This window comes from Pedobacter aquatilis (assembly GCF_032678425.1).
GTDB lineage: Bacteria > Bacteroidota > Bacteroidia > Sphingobacteriales > Sphingobacteriaceae > Pedobacter > Pedobacter aquatilis_B.
The window spans coordinates 260,966-278,438 of record NZ_JAVTSG010000004.1 but is presented as its reverse complement, the minus strand read 5'-3'; the positions used below and the strand labels follow the sequence as shown (position 1 = coordinate 278,438).

The 17,473-nt window shown below is 35.5% G+C and carries 20 protein-coding genes; 13 read left to right on the top strand and 7 right to left on the bottom strand.

Annotated features, from left to right (window positions below):
* Positions 1–96: 96 nt before the first annotated feature.
* Genes R2Q16_RS14635 through R2Q16_RS14625 form a run of 3 tightly spaced genes read left to right on the top strand, consistent with a single transcriptional unit; the run spans position 97 to position 4,305 of the window.
* The gene (locus R2Q16_RS14635) at positions 97–2,901 is read left to right on the top strand and encodes an outer membrane beta-barrel family protein (RefSeq protein ID WP_316737985.1); all 2,805 of its coding nucleotides are present in this window, start codon (positions 97–99) and stop codon (positions 2,899–2,901) included.
* 5 nt (positions 2,902–2,906) lie between these two features.
* Positions 2,907–3,689: a GLPGLI family protein gene (locus R2Q16_RS14630; protein ID WP_316737984.1), complete on the top strand. Its 783-nt coding sequence runs from the start codon at positions 2,907–2,909 to the stop codon at positions 3,687–3,689.
* A gap of 46 nt (positions 3,690–3,735) precedes the next feature.
* The gene (locus tag R2Q16_RS14625) at positions 3,736–4,305 is read left to right on the top strand and encodes a Crp/Fnr family transcriptional regulator (protein WP_316737983.1); all 570 of its coding nucleotides are present in this window, start codon (positions 3,736–3,738) and stop codon (positions 4,303–4,305) included.
* Here the strand turns inward: R2Q16_RS14625 and R2Q16_RS14620 are convergent, their stop codons facing one another.
* Entirely contained in the window at positions 4,306–5,232 is a 927-nt protein-coding gene (locus R2Q16_RS14620; protein WP_316737982.1) for a GDP-L-fucose synthase, read from the bottom strand.
* A 118-nt stretch (positions 5,233–5,350) separates the two neighbouring features.
* Between R2Q16_RS14620 and trmB the strand changes: the two genes are divergently transcribed.
* Together trmB and R2Q16_RS14610 are read left to right on the top strand one after the other, a co-directional pair.
* Entirely contained in the window at positions 5,351–6,001 is a 651-nt protein-coding gene (gene trmB / locus R2Q16_RS14615; RefSeq protein ID WP_316738092.1) for a tRNA (guanosine(46)-N7)-methyltransferase TrmB, read from the top strand.
* Positions 6,001–6,330: an MGMT family protein gene (locus R2Q16_RS14610; RefSeq protein WP_316737981.1), complete on the top strand. Its 330-nt coding sequence runs from the start codon at positions 6,001–6,003 to the stop codon at positions 6,328–6,330. The genes trmB and R2Q16_RS14610 overlap by 1 nt, the downstream gene beginning before the upstream one ends.
* Here R2Q16_RS14610 and R2Q16_RS14605 read toward each other — a convergent pair.
* A complete protein-coding gene (locus tag R2Q16_RS14605; protein ID WP_316737980.1) occupies positions 6,323–6,682 on the bottom strand; it encodes a hypothetical protein in 360 nt (119 codons plus the stop codon). The genes R2Q16_RS14610 and R2Q16_RS14605 overlap by 8 nt on opposite strands.
* 59 nt (positions 6,683–6,741) lie before the next feature.
* Between R2Q16_RS14605 and R2Q16_RS14600 the strand changes: the two genes are divergently transcribed.
* The 4 genes from R2Q16_RS14600 to R2Q16_RS14585 all read left to right on the top strand — a co-directional run bounded on the left by R2Q16_RS14600 (position 6,742) and on the right by R2Q16_RS14585 (position 8,637).
* Positions 6,742–7,086, top strand: coding sequence for a carboxymuconolactone decarboxylase family protein (locus R2Q16_RS14600; protein ID WP_316737979.1), 345 nt, complete (start codon positions 6,742–6,744; stop codon positions 7,084–7,086).
* Between the two features lie 66 nt (positions 7,087–7,152).
* A complete protein-coding gene (locus tag R2Q16_RS14595; RefSeq protein ID WP_316737978.1) occupies positions 7,153–7,515 on the top strand; it encodes a four helix bundle protein in 363 nt (120 codons plus the stop codon).
* A gap of 1 nt (position 7,516) precedes the next feature.
* The gene (locus R2Q16_RS14590; RefSeq protein WP_316737977.1) at positions 7,517–8,101 is read left to right on the top strand and encodes a DNA-3-methyladenine glycosylase I; all 585 of its coding nucleotides are present in this window, start codon (positions 7,517–7,519) and stop codon (positions 8,099–8,101) included.
* On the top strand, positions 8,098–8,637 hold the full coding sequence (locus tag R2Q16_RS14585; protein ID WP_316737976.1) for a GNAT family N-acetyltransferase: 540 nt from the start codon (positions 8,098–8,100) through the stop codon (positions 8,635–8,637). Before R2Q16_RS14590 ends, R2Q16_RS14585 begins: the two co-directional genes overlap by 4 nt.
* 27 nt (positions 8,638–8,664) lie before the next feature.
* Here R2Q16_RS14585 and R2Q16_RS14580 read toward each other — a convergent pair whose 3' ends face one another.
* A complete protein-coding gene (locus R2Q16_RS14580) occupies positions 8,665–9,348 on the bottom strand; it encodes a hypothetical protein (RefSeq protein WP_316737975.1) in 684 nt (227 codons plus the stop codon).
* Positions 9,349–9,400: 52 nt separating this feature from the next.
* Between R2Q16_RS14580 and R2Q16_RS20370 the strand changes: the two genes are divergently transcribed.
* The 4 genes from R2Q16_RS20370 to R2Q16_RS14565 all read left to right on the top strand — a co-directional run bounded on the left by R2Q16_RS20370 (position 9,401) and on the right by R2Q16_RS14565 (position 13,806).
* Positions 9,401–10,099, top strand: a complete 699-nt coding sequence (locus R2Q16_RS20370; protein WP_410478162.1) for a type II CAAX prenyl endopeptidase Rce1 family protein — start codon at positions 9,401–9,403, stop codon at positions 10,097–10,099.
* 91 nt (positions 10,100–10,190) lie between these two features.
* The gene (gene polA, locus R2Q16_RS14575) at positions 10,191–12,998 is read left to right on the top strand and encodes a DNA polymerase I (RefSeq protein ID WP_316737974.1); all 2,808 of its coding nucleotides are present in this window, start codon (positions 10,191–10,193) and stop codon (positions 12,996–12,998) included.
* Between the two features lie 2 nt (positions 12,999–13,000).
* Positions 13,001–13,375: a hypothetical protein gene (locus R2Q16_RS14570; RefSeq protein ID WP_316737973.1), complete on the top strand. Its 375-nt coding sequence runs from the start codon at positions 13,001–13,003 to the stop codon at positions 13,373–13,375.
* Between the two features lie 119 nt (positions 13,376–13,494).
* Positions 13,495–13,806 (top strand): hypothetical protein, encoded by a 312-nt coding sequence (locus tag R2Q16_RS14565; RefSeq protein ID WP_316737972.1) that lies wholly within the window; start codon positions 13,495–13,497, stop codon positions 13,804–13,806.
* A gap of 54 nt (positions 13,807–13,860) precedes the next feature.
* Here the strand turns inward: R2Q16_RS14565 and R2Q16_RS14560 are convergent, their stop codons facing one another.
* The 4 genes from R2Q16_RS14560 to R2Q16_RS14545 form a co-directional block, all read right to left on the bottom strand.
* Positions 13,861–14,538 carry a metal-dependent hydrolase gene (locus tag R2Q16_RS14560; RefSeq protein WP_316737971.1) on the bottom strand — a complete coding sequence of 226 codons (678 nt, stop codon included), beginning with the start codon at positions 14,536–14,538 and terminating at the stop codon, positions 13,861–13,863.
* A gap of 46 nt (positions 14,539–14,584) precedes the next feature.
* A complete protein-coding gene (locus R2Q16_RS14555) occupies positions 14,585–14,890 on the bottom strand; it encodes a YbaB/EbfC family nucleoid-associated protein (protein ID WP_316737970.1) in 306 nt (101 codons plus the stop codon).
* Positions 14,891–15,403: 513 nt separating this feature from the next.
* Entirely contained in the window at positions 15,404–16,633 is a 1,230-nt protein-coding gene (locus R2Q16_RS14550) for a serine hydrolase domain-containing protein (protein WP_316737969.1), read from the bottom strand.
* A gap of 68 nt (positions 16,634–16,701) precedes the next feature.
* The gene (locus R2Q16_RS14545) at positions 16,702–17,253 is read right to left on the bottom strand and encodes a cupin domain-containing protein (protein ID WP_316737968.1); all 552 of its coding nucleotides are present in this window, start codon (positions 17,251–17,253) and stop codon (positions 16,702–16,704) included.
* Positions 17,254–17,473 lie beyond the last annotated feature (220 nt).

The following is a 17,473-nucleotide window of genomic DNA, read 5'->3' as shown; positions in this document are numbered from 1 at the left end:
AAGTAATTTATATATAACATTATTGTTAAATAGTGTTAATGCGTATTTAAACTAAAATATTAGTTTTATATTAGTGATGAAAACCAAATCACATCTATGAAAAGAATGCTACTCGTTGTATGCTTTCTGGTTTTGACTTTTTTTAACGCAAAAGCTCAAACTCAGCATACCATTAAGGGCCGTGTTATCGATACGGCCGCAACCTCAATACTGGGCGGAACCTCAGTTTCAGTTTTAAATGCCAAAGACTCTACTTTGGTTAAATTTACCAGAGCTGCGGATAACGGCTCATTTGAACTTCCAAATATTCGAAATGGAAAGTACATCCTCCTGGTTTCTTATCCAAAATACGCCGATTTTGTTGATCACTTTGTGCTCGATTCTACAAAGAAGGATGTTGATTACGGAAAAATTAACCTTACGGGTAAGGCACAACTACTTGCGGATGTAATTATTAAAGGAAATCGCTCTGCGATTAAAATTAAAGGAGACACAACCGAATTTGACCCACAGGCTTATAATATTGAGCCAAACTCAAAGGTTGAAGATTTAATTAAACAGTTTCCTGGAATCGAGGTTGATAAGGACGGTAAAATTACTGCTCAGGGCCAAAAAAACGTAAAGGTTTTGGTTGATGGAGAAGAGTTTTTTGGTGATGACCCAACCCTGGTAACGAAAAATATCAGAGCTGATATGGTTGATAAAGTTCAGCTATATGATAAAAAAAGCGATCAGGCAACATTTACCGGTGTTGATGATGGGGAAAAGACAAAAACCCTAAACATTAAATTAAAGGAAAATGCCAAAAATGGTTATTTCGGAAAAGCAATTGCTGGCGTTGGAACGGATGATTTCTACCAGGGACAATTAATGTTTAACAAGTTTGCAGGTAAAAAGAAGTTTTCTGCATACGGCATATTAGGTAATAACGGTAGAGTTGGTTTAGGCTGGGAAGATAGCCAGAAATTGGGAACACAAAGCGGAGGAAATGTAAGTGATGATGGCGGTATTTACTTTACCAGCAGCGGAGATGAGTTTGAAGGTTGGGGCGGCCAGTATAATGGACAAGGTATTCCAGTTGCCAGAACAGGAGGTTTGCACTTCGACAACAAGTGGAACAGCGATAAAGAAACCTTAAACACAAATTACAAAATCGGTTCGTTAAGAGTTTTTGGTGATAGAAATACAATCAGCCAGAATAACTTATCTACAGGTATCATCAACAATAAATCCGATCAAAACTATGATAATGATGTTTTCAGGCAGAAGCTTGATGCAATGTATGAGATTAAGTTAGATACCACTTTAACGCTTAAAATTAATGTTGATGGTACATTGAAAAATAGCAATACTTTTCAGGATTATTCTACAGAGAGTACTCGTGGCGATAACAGCTTATTAAATAAAAGTTCGAGGGTTTTAACTAATGATGCGAAAGATCAGATATTTAACATCAATGCATTTCTAACAAAGAAATTGAAAAAAAAGGGACGTACTTTATCACTCAATTTAAGTCAGTCGGTTACAGATAATAAAACTGATGGTTACCTAAATTCCGAAAATAGTTTTTATAATCTGAATAGCGGGTTAGACAGTACAGTGAATGTTGATCAGTATAAGGTAAATAGCATTACGAATAGTGTGTTTAAATCTAATTTGGCCTACACGGAACCGCTGTCTAAAACTTTAACTGTAGTTCTAAATTACGGTTTAACTTTGTCTGGTGGCCGCTCTGATAGAAAATCATTTAACCAGTCTGTACAAGGAAGATACGACCTGTTGGATACTGAATTCAGTAATGATTATCAGTTAGACCAGATCATTAATTCTGGGGGTGCAATATTCAACTTCAAAAAAGGGAAAAGCGTTTTAAATGCAGGCTCCAAATTTAGCGGGGTTAATTTCAAGCAGGAAGATTTGTATAATAATGTGCGCTATGATAGAAAATTTGTGAATTATATGCCACAGGCTATGTATCAGTATAATTTTTCTCAACAGAAATCTTTTCGTATTAACTATAATGGTAACACGCAACAACCAAGCTTAGAGCAAATACAACCAATCAGGGTAAATACTGACCCTTTGAACATTACTTTAGGTAATCCTGATTTAAGACCATCTTTCAGGAGCAATATTAATGCGAATTATAATTCTTATAAAGTTTTGAGTAGCCAATCTATTTATATCAGTGGTTATTACAGTTTTACTAAAAACCCAATTGTAAGTGATGTAACAACAGATAATTCTACAGGTGCAAGTACCTTCAAGGCTATAAATTTATCAGATAAGACACCATCCAATTTTAGTATTTATTCAAGTATTGGTCGGAAAATTTTAGGTACAAACGTGGGCATTGGTTACAATATGAATGGTAATACCTCCTACAATTTGATCAACAGTGTATTAAACCAAACTAAATACATGGCTTATTCACCGCAGGTAAATATTAATAGATATAAAGATGGTAAGTACAATTTTTACGCCTATTTCGGCCCTCAATATACTACAACAGTAGCTTCGGTGCAGCAGGCATTTAACAGTAATGGATGGGGTGCTCAAGGTTATTTCTCAGGTTCAGTGCAATTGCCTGGAAAATTTGAAATTACATCAGATGGAGAATATACTTATCGTGGTAAAACACAAGCTTTTAACGAATCGTTTAAGCAGTTCTTGTGGAATGCAACCATTACCAAAAAGTTCTTCAAGGCACAGAATTTAAGAACATCGATTCAAGGTTTCGATTTGTTAAATCAGAACCAAGGATTTAGCCGCTCTGCAGCAAATGGAAATATTACACAGAGTAGTTATAGAACCATCAGAAGATATTTTATGTTTACCGTAAGCTGGGATTTTACTAAAATGGGTGGCGGCGCTGCTGCTGCACCAGCTCCTCAAAACTAATCGCCATGAAAACAATATTAAAACTTACAATAATTTTAGCGGTAATTTTTATCAGTAAAAATGGTATCGCACAAAATGTACATTTCGTTAAAAATGGTGTTATCGAATACGAAAAACGCTCAAACATGTATGCACTAATCAAGAAGCGTATAACGCCAAGAAACGAAAGTTACATGAATCAATCGTTTGACAATTACAAGAAGAACTTTCCTCAATTCAAATCGGCAAAAAGCACTTTGAAATTTAACAGCGAGAAAGCTTTATATAAATTTAATGAAGAAGCTGCACCAGCTTCTAATAATTGGTTAAACAACAACCCAATTGCCGATTTAAAGAATATAATAGGTACTGATTTTAAAACTGAAACCAATACCATTCAGAAAAGTGTTTACGAAGCCACGTATTTAGTGAAAGATAGTGTGCGTAAAATAAACTGGAAAATTACGGATGAAACCCGTGAAATTGCAGGATATGAATGTCGCCGAGCAAATGCAATTATAATGGATTCGGTTTACGTTGTGGCCTACTACGCCAATCAAATTGCGGTTTCAGGTGGTCCTGAATCATTTGCCGGTTTGCCTGGAATGATTTTAGGTTTGGCATTACCCCACGAAAATATAACCTGGTTTGCCACAAAAGTTACCGAAATAACCGTTCCAGAAAAAGAATTATTACCACCAACTAAAGGCAAGCCAGTAGATAATGCCGGATTAAAAAAGGTTTTAATGGCAGCAATGAAAGATTGGGGAGAATGGGCACAGCCAGATTTGAAAGCCTTTTCGCTGTAGCAGCTTTATAAAATTATGCTAAATTAGCATGGTTTTACTAGCCATAATGTATAGCTCACTTTTAAACCATATTAGTAGATTCATAGATTTGAATAATGATGAACAGCAAACGTTGAGCACATTACTCAAATCTATTTCTATTAAAAAGAAAGCTTTCTTGTTAGCGGAAGGACAAGTTTGCAAGGCCAATTATTTTGTGGTAAAAGGCTGCCTGCGATTATATTTTATCGACATAAAAGGTGCTGAACAAACCACACAGTTTGCCATAGAAAATTGGTGGATTACCGATTTAACAAGCTTTTTGTTTCAGAAATCTTCGGAGTTTTATATTCAGGCGGCAGAAAATACCGAGGTAATTGCAATTGAGCATTACAATTATGAATTGCTGTTTAACAAGTTGCCGAAGATTGAAAGATATTTCAGGCTTATCTTGCAAAAAAACCATCAGGCATCGCAAATGCGAATTAAGTTTTTATACAGCCAAACTGCAGAAGAAAGATACCATCATTTTAATAAATTATTTCCAGAGTTTGTGCAACGTGTACCACAATATATGTTGGCGTCTTACTTAGGTTTCACACCAGAATTTTTGAGTAAAATAAGGGCAAAAAAATAATTAATATCTGCTTAAGAAATCCTGATAAGCTAAGGCTATTCCCTCGCGGAGTTCTATTTTATGTTTCCAGCCTAGTGCGTGCAACTTGTTTACATCCATTAATTTACGAGGCGTTCCATCAGGTTTGCTTGCATCAAAAACTAAATCTCCATCATATTGCAAAACATCTTTAATCAGCAGCGCTAAATCTTTTATGGTTAAATCGTGCCCGACACCAATGTTGATTAGATTTGGCTCGTTATAATTTTCCATCAAGAAATAACAAGCATCAGCCAAATCATCAGCAAATAAAAACTCACGCATTGGCGAACCAGAACCCCAAACCGTTATTTGCTTTTCATTATTAATTTTAGCTTCATGCACTTTACGAATTAGTGCGGGTAAAACATGTGAATTTTGAGGGTGATAATTATCGTTATAACCGTATAAATTGGTCGGCATTACCGAAACAAAATTACAACCATATTGGTCGCGATAAGCATCACACATTTTAATTCCGGCAATTTTGGCAATGGCATATGGCTCATTAGTTTCTTCTAAAGTTCCTGTTAAAAGGTATTCTTCTTTTAAAGGCTGCGGCGCCATTTTTGGATATATACAGCTAGAGCCTAAAAACATCAATTTCTTAACTTGATTTAAGTAAGCACTGTGTATCACATTGTTTTGAATGGATAAATTTTCGAATAAAAAATCAGCTCTATAAGTGTTATTGGCAACAATGCCGCCAACTTTTGCAGCAGCTAAAAAGACATAGTCAGGTTTTTCAGCAGCGAAAAAATCGGTTACAGCTTGTTGATTTCTAAGATCTAATTCCTCAGAAGTTCTGGTAAGCAAATTTTTGTAACCTTCTTTTTCTAGCTTGCGGTAAATTGCCGAACCCACCATTCCGCGGTGTCCTGCTATGTAAATTTTAGATGATTTTTCCAATGTCGAATTTTAAAGATACTCGCAAAAATACAATAGATTGTGCACATAGATATTAAGATTATTTGGAAAAAAAATTTCCATGCGTGATTTAATCGTATTTTTGACGAAAAAAAAACTCTTGGGTAAAGATAAACTTAGACGATTTGCAGAAATCGAAACATTCGCAAACGTATTACAACTAGATGAAGGTAAGCCTCTAAAAGGCAAATGGGCAATGGAACATTTTAAAAATGAAAATCCTATTGTGCTCGAATTAGCCTGTGGCAAGGGTGAATATTCGGTAAATTTGGCCAAATTATTTCCTGATAAGAATTTTATCGGTGTAGATTACAAAGGAAACAGAATTTGGAGAGGTGCTAAAACTGCAATTGAAGAAGGAATAAATAACGTTTCGTTTTTAAGAATCCAGATTGAAAACTTGCTTGATTATTTTGAAGCTGGCGAAATAGATGAGATATGGATTACTTTTCCCGATCCTCAACCTCAGGAGAGCCGCGAAAAGAAACGACTTACTTTTCCTGGTTTCTTAAACAAGTATAAAGTTATTTTAAAGGATGGCGGCAAGGTCAATTTAAAAACTGATAACGACCAACTGTATCTTTACACGAATGAAAAGGTGCTGGAATTAAATTTGCCAATACATAAAAATACTGATCACCTTTACACATCAGAATTTGCTGATGAAGTGCTTTCGATAAAAACTTATTACGAGAAAAAATATTTATTACACGATAAAAACATCAACTATATTCAGTTTTCGTTCGAATAATGGATACAAATTTCTATGAGCAGGTTTATGAAGTTGCCCGATTAATTCCTAAAGGAAGGGTTACTTCTTACGGCGCAATTGCGAAAAGCCTGGGTGCTGCAAAATCATCCAGAATGGTTGGTCATGCCATGGCTTATGCAGGTACGGCGCATCCAAAAGTTCCGGCTCATCGCGTAGTAAATAGTAGTGGTTTATTAACTGGTAAATTTCATTTTAATCCACCAGAATTAATGGAAGATTTGCTTGCTCAAGAAGGTGTTGAAGTGAAGAATGATAAAGTTGTAAATTTTAAAAAAGTATTCTGGAATCCTTTGGAAGAGATTATATAATCGTTTTTGTAACGTTTCGGTAATCAGTTAGCACGAAAACAATTAAGATGAGCAAGCCTAAGCAAGCAAAATAAATCTCATCAATTATATTGCCCTTAAAAACGGTAAATGCTAATATTACCAAAACTATACTTACTACAAATTCGATTATACCGTGAAGTTTTATGGGGATGATTTTAAATATCCCACCACTAAATTTCGTTAATACAGTTAATAGAAAGTGAACACCACCCAATGCATATGTTAATATTGTAGCTGATTCAGATAATTGAAATAGATCCGAAGAAATGAATAAAAACATAACCATTATATAATCTATAACCGCATGAAATTTTGGAGAGATGATTTTCATAATTTTTGTGTTTAATAACCTAACAATCAACAGTAAAAAAAGATTTAACAATTTTAATCATGGGTAAATTAGTAGAAGAATTTAACGGCTATCGCGAAAAAATGAACGATAGAATTATGGAAACCGCAAATACCAATATTAAAAGGTTTTTTGCTTTAGATACAACCAGTTATGCTGATGGAGCTTTAGATGTAAAAACTAAAGAAATGTTGGGTTTAGTTGCGTCAATGGTTTTGCGTTGCGATGATTGCATTAAATATCACCTTGGAAAATGCTATGATGCCGGCGTGAACAGCGATGAAATGAATGAAATTTTTATGATTGCAAACCTTGTTGGCGGTAGCATTGTTATTCCGCATTACAGAAGAGCGGTTGAGTATTGGGATGAACTTTGTTTGAGTTAGTCAAAAGTCTTTAGTCAATAGTCCGAAGTCTTATACCAAAATGCTATATTAGAAAAACAATATGGTATGGGTAAATTCAGAGAACTAATTGTTTATAAAAAAGGATTTTCCTTACTATTGGAGATCCATAATTTAACAAAGACCTTTCCGAAAGCTGAACAGTTTAGTTTGGTAGATCAAATTCGGAGATCATCAAGATCGGTTTGTAGTAGTATAGGGGAAGCTTACAAAAAAAGAAGATACCCAAATCACTTTATAAGTAAATTAACGGATGCAGATATGGAAAATGGCGAAACTCAAGTTTGGTTAGATGTTTCTTTAGCTTGCAATTACATTTCCTTGGAAACTTATAATTTACTGGATGCCCAATGTGAGGAAATAAGTAAACTGCTTAATTTCATGATTAATAACCCTACTAAATTTTCGTGAAATGACTGAAGACTTAGGACTAAAGACTAAAGATTGCATTCGTTGCTCTTGGGCAGGTTCAGATCCGCTATACGTAAAGTACCACGATGAAGAATGGGGAAAGCCAGTTTACGATGATAAAACACTTTTTGAGTTTCTAATTTTAGAAGGTGCGCAAGCGGGTTTGAGTTGGATAACAATACTTAAAAGAAGAGAAAACTACCAAAAAGCCTTTGCTAACTTTGATGTTAAAAAGGTAGCCGCTTTCGGAGAAAAGGATGTCGAGCGTTTGATGAGTGACGTTGGGATAATCCGAAATAAGCTGAAAATAAATGGCGCAATAAAGAACGCCAAACTTTTCATAAAAATTCAAGAGGAATTTGGGAGTTTCTCTAACTATATATGGGGATTTCTACCCGATGGAAAACCAATCTCAAACCATACCGAAAAAATGAGCGATGTGCCTGCAAGAACAGAATTGTCTGACAAAATAAGTAAAGACATGAAAAAAAGAGGTTTCAAATTCTTCGGAACAACAATTTGTTATGCGCACATGCAAGCAACAGGAATGGTTAACGATCATTTAATAAATTGCTGCGCAAGATGATTGATGTTTTTCCCGAACTGATTACTAATAGATTGCGATTAAGGCAATTTGAAGACTCTGATTTAAAAAATGTCTATAAAGGCTTATCAAATCCTTTCGTTATTAAATACTATGGAGTAAATTATCAAACCTTAAACGAAACTCAAGAGCAATTAAAATGGTTTAAGACGATTCAAGTAGAGGGTACAGGAATATGGTGGGCAATTTCCAACATAGAAAATGGCGATTTTATGGGTGCTGTAGGCTTCAATAATTTTAATTACCTGCATAAAAAGGTCGAAATTGGGTTCTGGTTGCTACCCGAATATTGGAAAAAGGGTATTATAAATGAAGCGGTAACAGCAATTTGCGCCTATGCTTTCAATAGTTTAAATATCAATAGAATTGAGGCTTTTGTAGAGTCTGAAAATGCTGATAGTAAGAAAGCTTTACTAAAATTAGCTTTTGAGTTTGAAGGAACAATGAGAAACTGTGAGATAAAGAATGGCGTTGCTATCAGCTTATCTATTTTTGCAAAATTGAAAACATCATCTTAAAATCCTTAAATCCCAATAATCCTGTTCCTATTTTTTAACCTCGTTATACTCTCTAACTAAATCAATAACATCTTTACTGTTAAGTGTAGCACTAGCTTCAATCTTAGCTCTAATCGAAGGTTGGTCGGCGAGTTTTTGTAGTAAAATGCTTCGCACTTCAATCTTCCTTGCATCTTCAGTTATTGCTTTTATTGGAATTTCTTGAAGCGGTCCGGTACCTGGTTTTTCAATAAAGTAACGAACTACTGGTGCGCCAACTGGAGGTTCTGGTGCATTGTTACGGCCGCCGCCAATGCTAATGCCGCCGCCCATGCCCATTCCGCCAAAGCCACCTGTTCCGGTACCAATACCTACTGACGGTCTGAATCTAACATTTTTTTCTTTCTTAGCCGGAACTAAAGTTCCGCCACCAAAAGAGTAAAGGTTCACGGTGCCCATCTCAATAACTTTTACAAAACGGTATTCAAAGTTTTTCTTGTTGGCAAAACCTTTACTGATGTAACTATTCCCATTCCAAAAAAAGTTTTTTACATCTTTCGCCAATAGAATTACATCTGCTTCATCGTTGGCACTAATGTAAACAGAGAAATAATCTGTGCCTTTAATTGTGCCACGAATTACATCATCATTATTTTTAACAATAAAATCCTGGGCATTGGCAGAAAAAATACTGAATATAAATATTGCAGCGAAAAAGTTAAAAATCTTCATATGTTAGCAAATCTTTGGTAAAACGAATTTACACCTAAAAATATTTTAATTAATGCTCAAAACACTTTCAATGTATTGGAGATTCTTGCAAAATCCCAAACTCTTAAAACAAAGTAAAGATAATAAAACTCTTTGGAGCGAGTTCTTTTGGCTTTTGCTATTGAATCTACTTTTTGGCGGAATTGTTATCAGCACTTACTTAATCCTTCTTCATTTTAAAATCATTAACGAATACGAAGAAAATATTGATTTGCTCAAGCAGTATGGTGTCGTTTTAGGTTTCATCGTTATATGCATTTTGACACCCATCATCGAAGAGTATTTGTTTAGGTGGCATCTTAGGAAAAGGCATGGAACAATTTACTTCACGTGCTTTGTTCTCGCATCGATAACCTCATTTTTATTAGATAAAAGTTATTTAACCTGGGCTGTATTCGCATTTTTTATAATTCTGGCATTCATCTTACATGGGTATATTAATAGAATTAGTATGACTAAGCGGCAATTAGTTTGGGACAAAAGTTATTGGCTTATATTTTATCTAACAGCAATATTTTTTGGGTTAATCCACTTTAGTAACATTAAGGGACTTACCCTTTCAGATCCTTCTTTTTTAATTTTTACTTTGTCGCAAATGTTTGGTGGGCTCTCATTGGGGTATTTAAGAATAAAGTATGGAATTAGGTATTCTATTCTACTTCACGGGTGTTTCAACCTAATTTTACTGCTACTTGAGTTGGCTTTTGGTTAAATTAAATTCATTATCTTTTCTTAAACCTTAACTTTGGTTACTTTTATATGCTGGTGAAACATCAGTACAATCTTTAAATCCGTGGAATCACATGAATAAAAAACTCTTTCTTTTAGATGGCATGGCGCTAATGTACAGAGCGCATTTTGCTTTGAGTAAAAACCCTCGCTTTACATCAACGGGAATAAATACATCGGCAGTAATGGGTTTTACCAATACTTTGCTCGATGTTTTAAAGAAAGAAAAGCCAACACATATAGCCGTTGTTTTTGATACTGAAGCGCCAACCGAAAGACATACAACTTTCGAAGCATATAAAGCGCAACGCCAGGCAATGCCAGAAGATTTAGCTGCGGCAATGCCTTATGTTATTAAATTGATTACGGGTTTCAACATTCCGGTAATTACTTCTGATGGATACGAAGCTGACGATATTATTGGAACATTAGCTAAAAAAGCAGAATTAAAAGGATACCAGGTTTATTGTATGACACCCGATAAGGATTTTGCTCAACTCGTTTCTGAAAATATTTTCATTTATAAGCCTGCCAGAATGGGAAATGATATGGAAATTTTGGGCGTGAAAGAAGTTTTGGCTAAATGGGAAATCGATAATGTTTTACAGGTTATTGATATTTTAGGTTTGTGGGGAGATGCTGTAGATAACATTCCGGGTATTCCAGGAATTGGTGAAAAGACGGCTAAATCTTTAATCAAAACCTACGGCTCGATGGAAAATATTATTGCAAATTCGCATGAGTTAAAAGGGAAACAACGAGAAAATGTAGAAAATTTTGCTGAACAAGGATTGCTATCAAAAAAACTGGCAACCATTTTATTGGATGTTCCGGTTGAATTAGATGAAGCTAATTTAGAGCTTTGCGACCCAAGCAAAGATTTATTAGAGCCACTATTTACAGAGCTCGAATTTAGAACTTTAGGTAAAAGGGTTTTTGGCGATGGTTTCTCGGTTACAACAGCAAAATTTCAAGAAGGTACACAGACTGATTTGTTTGGAAGCCAACAAGGTGAAACCATTGCTTATACCAATACTTTAGAAGAAGAACCTGCTGAGCAACTGCCTGCCAAAAACATAGAAAATACCGAGCACAATTACCAATTAGTTGATACTGCTGAAAAAAGAGCAGAGCTAATAAAAATGTTGCTACAGCAAAAGAGAATTTCGTTTGATACAGAAACTACGGGAACGGATGCGAATATGGCTGAATTGGTGGGACTTTCGTTTTCAACAAAACCAGGTGAAGGTTATTATATCCCACTTTCTGCAAATGTTGAAGAAGTTCAGCCAATTCTTGATGAGTTTAAAATTGTGCTGGAAAACGAGGCAATTGAAAAAATCGGACAAAATACTAAGTACGATATTTTAGTGCTGAAGTGGTATGGTGTTGAAGTTAAGGGAAAGTTGTTCGATACCATGCTTGCACATTATTTAATTGATCCGGATACTCGCCATGGTATGGATGTTTTATCTGAGAATTACCTTGGTTATTCGCCGATTTCAATTACCAAACTAATTGGACCAAAAGGTAAAGGGCAAGGCAACATGCGTGATGTTCCGGTTGAGCAGGTTGTAGATTATGCGTCGGAAGATGCTGATATTACACTTCAATTGGCACATGTTTTCGAGCCAAAATTAACTGAGCTAAACGCGGCAAAACTTGCCGAAGAAGTAGAAAGCCCTTTGGTTTATGTACTGGCCGATATCGAAAAGGAAGGTGTACGTATAAATATTGAAACCCTTAAAAATTATTCAAAAGAGCTGGAAACTCAAATTATTAAGTTTGAGCAGAACGTTTATGAAAAAGCAGGCGTAAAGTTTAATCTTGCATCGCCAAAGCAACTGGGAGAAGTTTTGTTTGATAAATTGCAATTAGATCCAAAGGCAAAGAAAACGAAAACTGGTCAATATCAAACAGGAGAAGATGTGCTTTTAGCGTTAGCGAGTAAAAGCGATATTGTTCAGGATATTTTAGATTTCCGCCAATTGCAAAAATTAAAATCGACTTATGTGGATGCTTTGCCGTTGATGGTAAATCCAAAAACTGGTCGTGTGCATACTTCTTATAATCAAGCTGTAGCCGCAACTGGAAGATTAAGTTCTAACAATCCAAATCTTCAAAATATTCCGATTAGAACAGAACGGGGTAGGGAAGTAAGAAAGGCTTTTATAGCCAGAGATGAAAATCATATTCTTTTATCTGCCGATTATTCGCAAATTGAATTAAGAATTATTGCGGAAATCAGTAAAGAAGAAAATATGCTCGATGCTTTTACTAAAGGCATTGATATTCATACCGCAACAGCTGCAAAAGTTTATGGAATTACCATTGAGGAAGTTGATAGTACACAGAGAAGAAATGCTAAAGCCGTAAACTTTGGTATTATTTACGGTCAATCGGCATTTGGATTATCTCAAAACTTAGGTATTCCACGCAAAGAAGCTGCAGAAATTATTGAGCAGTATTTTACTCAATATCCTGGCATAAAGCGCTACATGAGCGACACCATGAATTTCGCCCGGGAAAATGGATTTGTGGAAACGATAATGGGCAGAAGACGCTATTTAAGGGATATTAACTCCGCAAACCAAACGGTAAGAGGTTTTGCGGAGCGAAATGCCATTAACGCACCGATTCAAGGTTCTGCTGCTGATATGATTAAGATTGCCATGATTAATATTCACAAAGAAATGAAAGCACAAAATCTCCAATCTACCATGACGATGCAAGTGCATGATGAGTTGGTTTTTGATGTAGTGAAATCTGAGAAGGATACTATGAAAGCCATCATTCAAGATAAAATGGCAAACGCAATCAAATTAACCGTTCCAATTGTCGTAGAAATTGGCGAGGGAGATAATTGGCTAGCCGCACATTAAAAATGAAAAAGATTTTATTCTTCGCTTTGAGTTTAATTTCCTTATCAACATTTGCTCAGCAAAGTGATACCTTATACAGCTATACAAATGTTTTAGGTAAAGATATTAAGGTTAGCAAAACCTCAAATATTTATCAAATTTATAAGTTAAGCGATTCAAGTTGGGTCAGAACAACTTCGAATCAAAATCTTGTGTTATTGAAAAGGGAAACCTTTAGCGATGAAAAATTAACAATTTTAAATGGCAACTATATTGAATATGAAAACGGCAAAGCTAAAATGAAAGGCTTTTATCGCAATGGCAAAAGAGATGGGGTTTGGAACATTTATAATAAGGACGGCCAGATTGAAGAATCTAAAACTTATCCTGATAACTAGCTTTTTAAAATTTTTGCGATTTACTTAGGTAATAATATTTATTCTTATCTTCATTAAAACTTCATCCCGATTTATCAATTTTATATCAACAAATTAACGAGTTAAAAAAATCGAAAGACATGAAAAAGTTATTAAGTTTAATCGCAATCGCAGCATTTGGTTTATCTACAGCATTTGCTCAAACACCAGCTACTGCAACTCAAACAAAAAAAGCAGTTAAAACTACTGCTGCTGCTACTAAAGCGGAAGCTAAAAAAGTTGATGCAAAAGCAACTACTACTGCCGCAAAAGTAAAGGCTGATGGCACGCCAGATATGCGTTTCAAAGAGAATAAAGGTAAGGCTGTAACTAAGGTTGCAGGCCCAACTAAAAAAGATGGCACAGCAGATATGCGTTACAAAGCAAATAAAGCTGCTGCTAAAAAGAACTAGGTTTAGGTTTTTAATTTTAGAAGGCTCCGATTGAAAAATTGGAGCCTTCTGTTTTTATAAGGTTACGGTTTCACCAATAGCTGGTAGCAAAAGATTTTTATTTTCTCGCTTGAATTTAGCTTCAGCATCATCTGTATCTATGCTAATTGGCGGAAAAGTATTGTAATGAACACCAATAATATTACCGCAATCGATGTATTTTGCTGCAATCACGGCATCATCCACACCCATTGTATAATGACCACCAATCGGTAAAATGGCATAGTCTAAATTGTGTAATTCTGCAAGTAACTTCATTTCAACGGTTAAAGCCGTATCACCTGCAAAATAAATCTGTTTACCTTCTAGGGTTAAAACAAACCCAGCCGGATTTCCACCATAGCTTCCGTCAGGATTTGAACTACTGTGAACAGCCCAAACCGTGCGTAAACTACCAAAAGGTAACTGTTGGGTGCCAAAGTTAATGTCAATAACATTTTCTACGCCTTGCTCTTTAACCCATTTAGCAACTTCTACCATTGCAATTACCGGCGCATTAGTTTGTTTTGCCAATTCTACTAAATCTGCCACATGGTCGCCGTGACCATGGCTTACCAAAATATAATCAGCTTCAATCTTAGTTGTATCAACATCCTTAGCTAAAGGATTATGTTTTATAAATGGGTCGAAAAGAAATTTTTTGCCGTCTGCCTCCAAAAGAAAGCAAGATTGACCATAGTATGTAAATTTCATATTATTTTAAGTTTTGTATTTATTTCAGGATGTGGTTATGAGAAATTTATTGACCAAACATACCGCCCAAACCACCAAGCATATCTTTCGCCGAGGCTTGCATTTCGGTATTGCTTACCTCTTCGGCATTCGCCAATGCTTTGTTAATCGCAATCTGCAAAAGCTCTTCTAATTCTTCTTTATCAGCATTTTTGAAGAATTCTTCATCAATCGCAATTCCTGTAATGGCTTTATTCGCTGTTGCAGTAACCTTAATTGCACCGTTTTCTACTTCGCCAAATACTGAAATAGTATCTAAACGTTTCTTTACTTCTTCGGCTTTTTGCTGTGCTGCAAATAATTTATCGAACATAATTTTATCGTTTTAGTTAAAAAGCAAAAATCGGCAAATTGTTTTAAGAATTTACTTTTTCGGTATTATTAAAGCATTATTTATTTGCAGTGAGGCAAGTAAAACACAAGAGAACTAAATTATTATGTAGAAGCACATTGTTCTGTATTTCATGGCAAAATCTGTCCCGCCAATGCTGCAATCTTTTGGTAGTTCCTGTCATGCTGAGGTACGAAGCATCTGTTTCATTTGCTGCAGATGCTTCGTGCCTCAGCATGACAGCGTATTTACGGTTTCTGCAAACCAAAAGTATTTCCGCGTTTGTCGGGGCTATTAAACTAAATTAATTGCTTTTCGGCGGGTTTGCAATGTGCCAAACTTTGTGCCTAAACCCGATAGCGCCAAATAGCGCCCGATTTTATAAAAGTATTTGCTTTGGCTTTGTACAAGCTTTATCGGGACTATTGGCAATAGCGGGGCTGCTGACCGCCATCAACTCCAAGCATTCATTTCCAAAAAATAAATCTAACTGATTTAATCCTCGTCACTTCCAGGCAAACTTCCGTTACCATGATAAGCACCTTTTCTAATTACAGGCATGTTGAAGTGTTTGTACAAATCATCCAAATGCATTAAACTGCCATTGGTTAAATTTCCTAAGAAAATAATTACAATATTTTTATCCAAATCTCGAACATAAATGTGACGGAAACCGTGCCACCAACCCGTATGGTAAACAACTTTGTCCATTTTTTCACCGTCAAACATTCTCCAGCCGTAACCATAATTAAAATGACCATTTACTGGTTTATTTCGGCCAACATAAGAAGAATCTAAACTTTTCTTTGTTAATAATCGTTCGTTTTTGAGGTATTTATCAAACAGAACCAAATCATGTACGGTGCTATAAATGCCTTTATCGCCAACTGGTCCATCGAGAAAGTTTTGCGCAACAGAATAACGCCAGGTCCTATCATGTCCTACTACATCTACAGGAATTTTTTCATATTCAGATGTACTGTAAACATGTGTATTTTTCAATCCGGCAGGTTTAAAAACGTGCTCCATCATATATTGCGAATATCGTTGACCTGTCACTTTTTCAATAATTGCACCCAATACCATAAAATTAGAATTGTTGTAATGAAAACGATTATCGGGCTTTGTGTAAGGATTTGGCTTGCGCTCAGCAATTACATTCATCACATCCTGATTGGTTACGCCCTTTTTCATTGGTCGCTTTTCCTTTCGCCAGATATCATCAATAAAATAAACGTAATTCATCATTCCGCTGCGGTGGCTTAAAAGTAGCTTTACGGTAATGCCATCGTACGGAAAGTTTGGAAAAAACTTTTTTACATCATCATTTAAAGAAAGTTTACCAGCTTCTACCAGTTGCATAATGGCAACACCAGTAAAGGTCTTGGTAATCGAGGCAAGCTCAAATTCGGAATTGATTTTTAAGCTGTCGCGATGAAGATAATCGGCCCATCCAATTGCTTTTTCGTAAAGAATTTTGCCATCCTTTGCAACAAGCATATTGCCATTGAAACCGTACTTTTTATGCAAGTTGGTTACAAAATCAGCAATCCACTTGTCGCCTTTTTCAGGGTTGTAGGCTAATAAGAGGCTATCTGCCTTATCATCTTCTTTAACTCTGATTTTCTTTTCAGCAGCTTTTTTTTCTTCTGCTTTTTTTGGGTTACAAGCGGTAAATATGGTTATAGAGATTGCAAATGCAGAGATTATATGCTTAAAATTCATTTATTCAGGTAGTGTAAAATTTAAAACCTGAAAATTAAAGAATTTTGAATGGTTATAGGCAAAGAGTTTTACACATTTTCGCAATTTTGGTTATACCAGCACTCAAATAAATGGCCTTTGCTGCCATAAACTGGGTCGTTATCTGGTTTTTCTACCTGGGCAATGTCTTCATCTGCTTGCGGGCGTTCATCTGCTTCACCATATTTTATATTATAATCTGCACCTTTTGGGTAAGCACCTACAACTTGAAAGTCATCACTCGATTTTAACTTTTTATGCGCAACACCAGCAGGAATAAGTACAACATCACCTTTATCAAGTTCGATACACACGCCATGTTCGCCACCAAATTGTACATCGGCTTTGCCACAATAAACACCCATAACTTCGTGTGTGTTGCTATGGTAATGGTGGTAATCAAAAATGCCATCTATCCACGCATTTGTATAGCCATTTTTAGCAAAAACCGTTTTAATTACCTCAATTTCATCATCCGGATGGATTAGAAATGCGCCTTTATATATCATCAAAGGATACATAGGGTTATTCGGAATATTTCCGTTTTCTTCTAATTTATGCGAAACTAAATAGGCTTCTTGTATCAACTTTTCTTTGTCCATGATTAGGGTGTTTTAATAATTAACAAAGTAAAGTGGTTTCGGTTTGCCACAGATTTACAGGTTATAGTGGAACATATCTAGCGATTACGTCATGCTGAATTTATTTCAGCATCTATTTTATCGATGAGACTCTGAAATAAATTCAGAGTGACGACAGTAATTAGCAAATCACTAAAACCAAAAAAGCCATTCCTTTTCAGAAATGGCTTTGATATTCTAT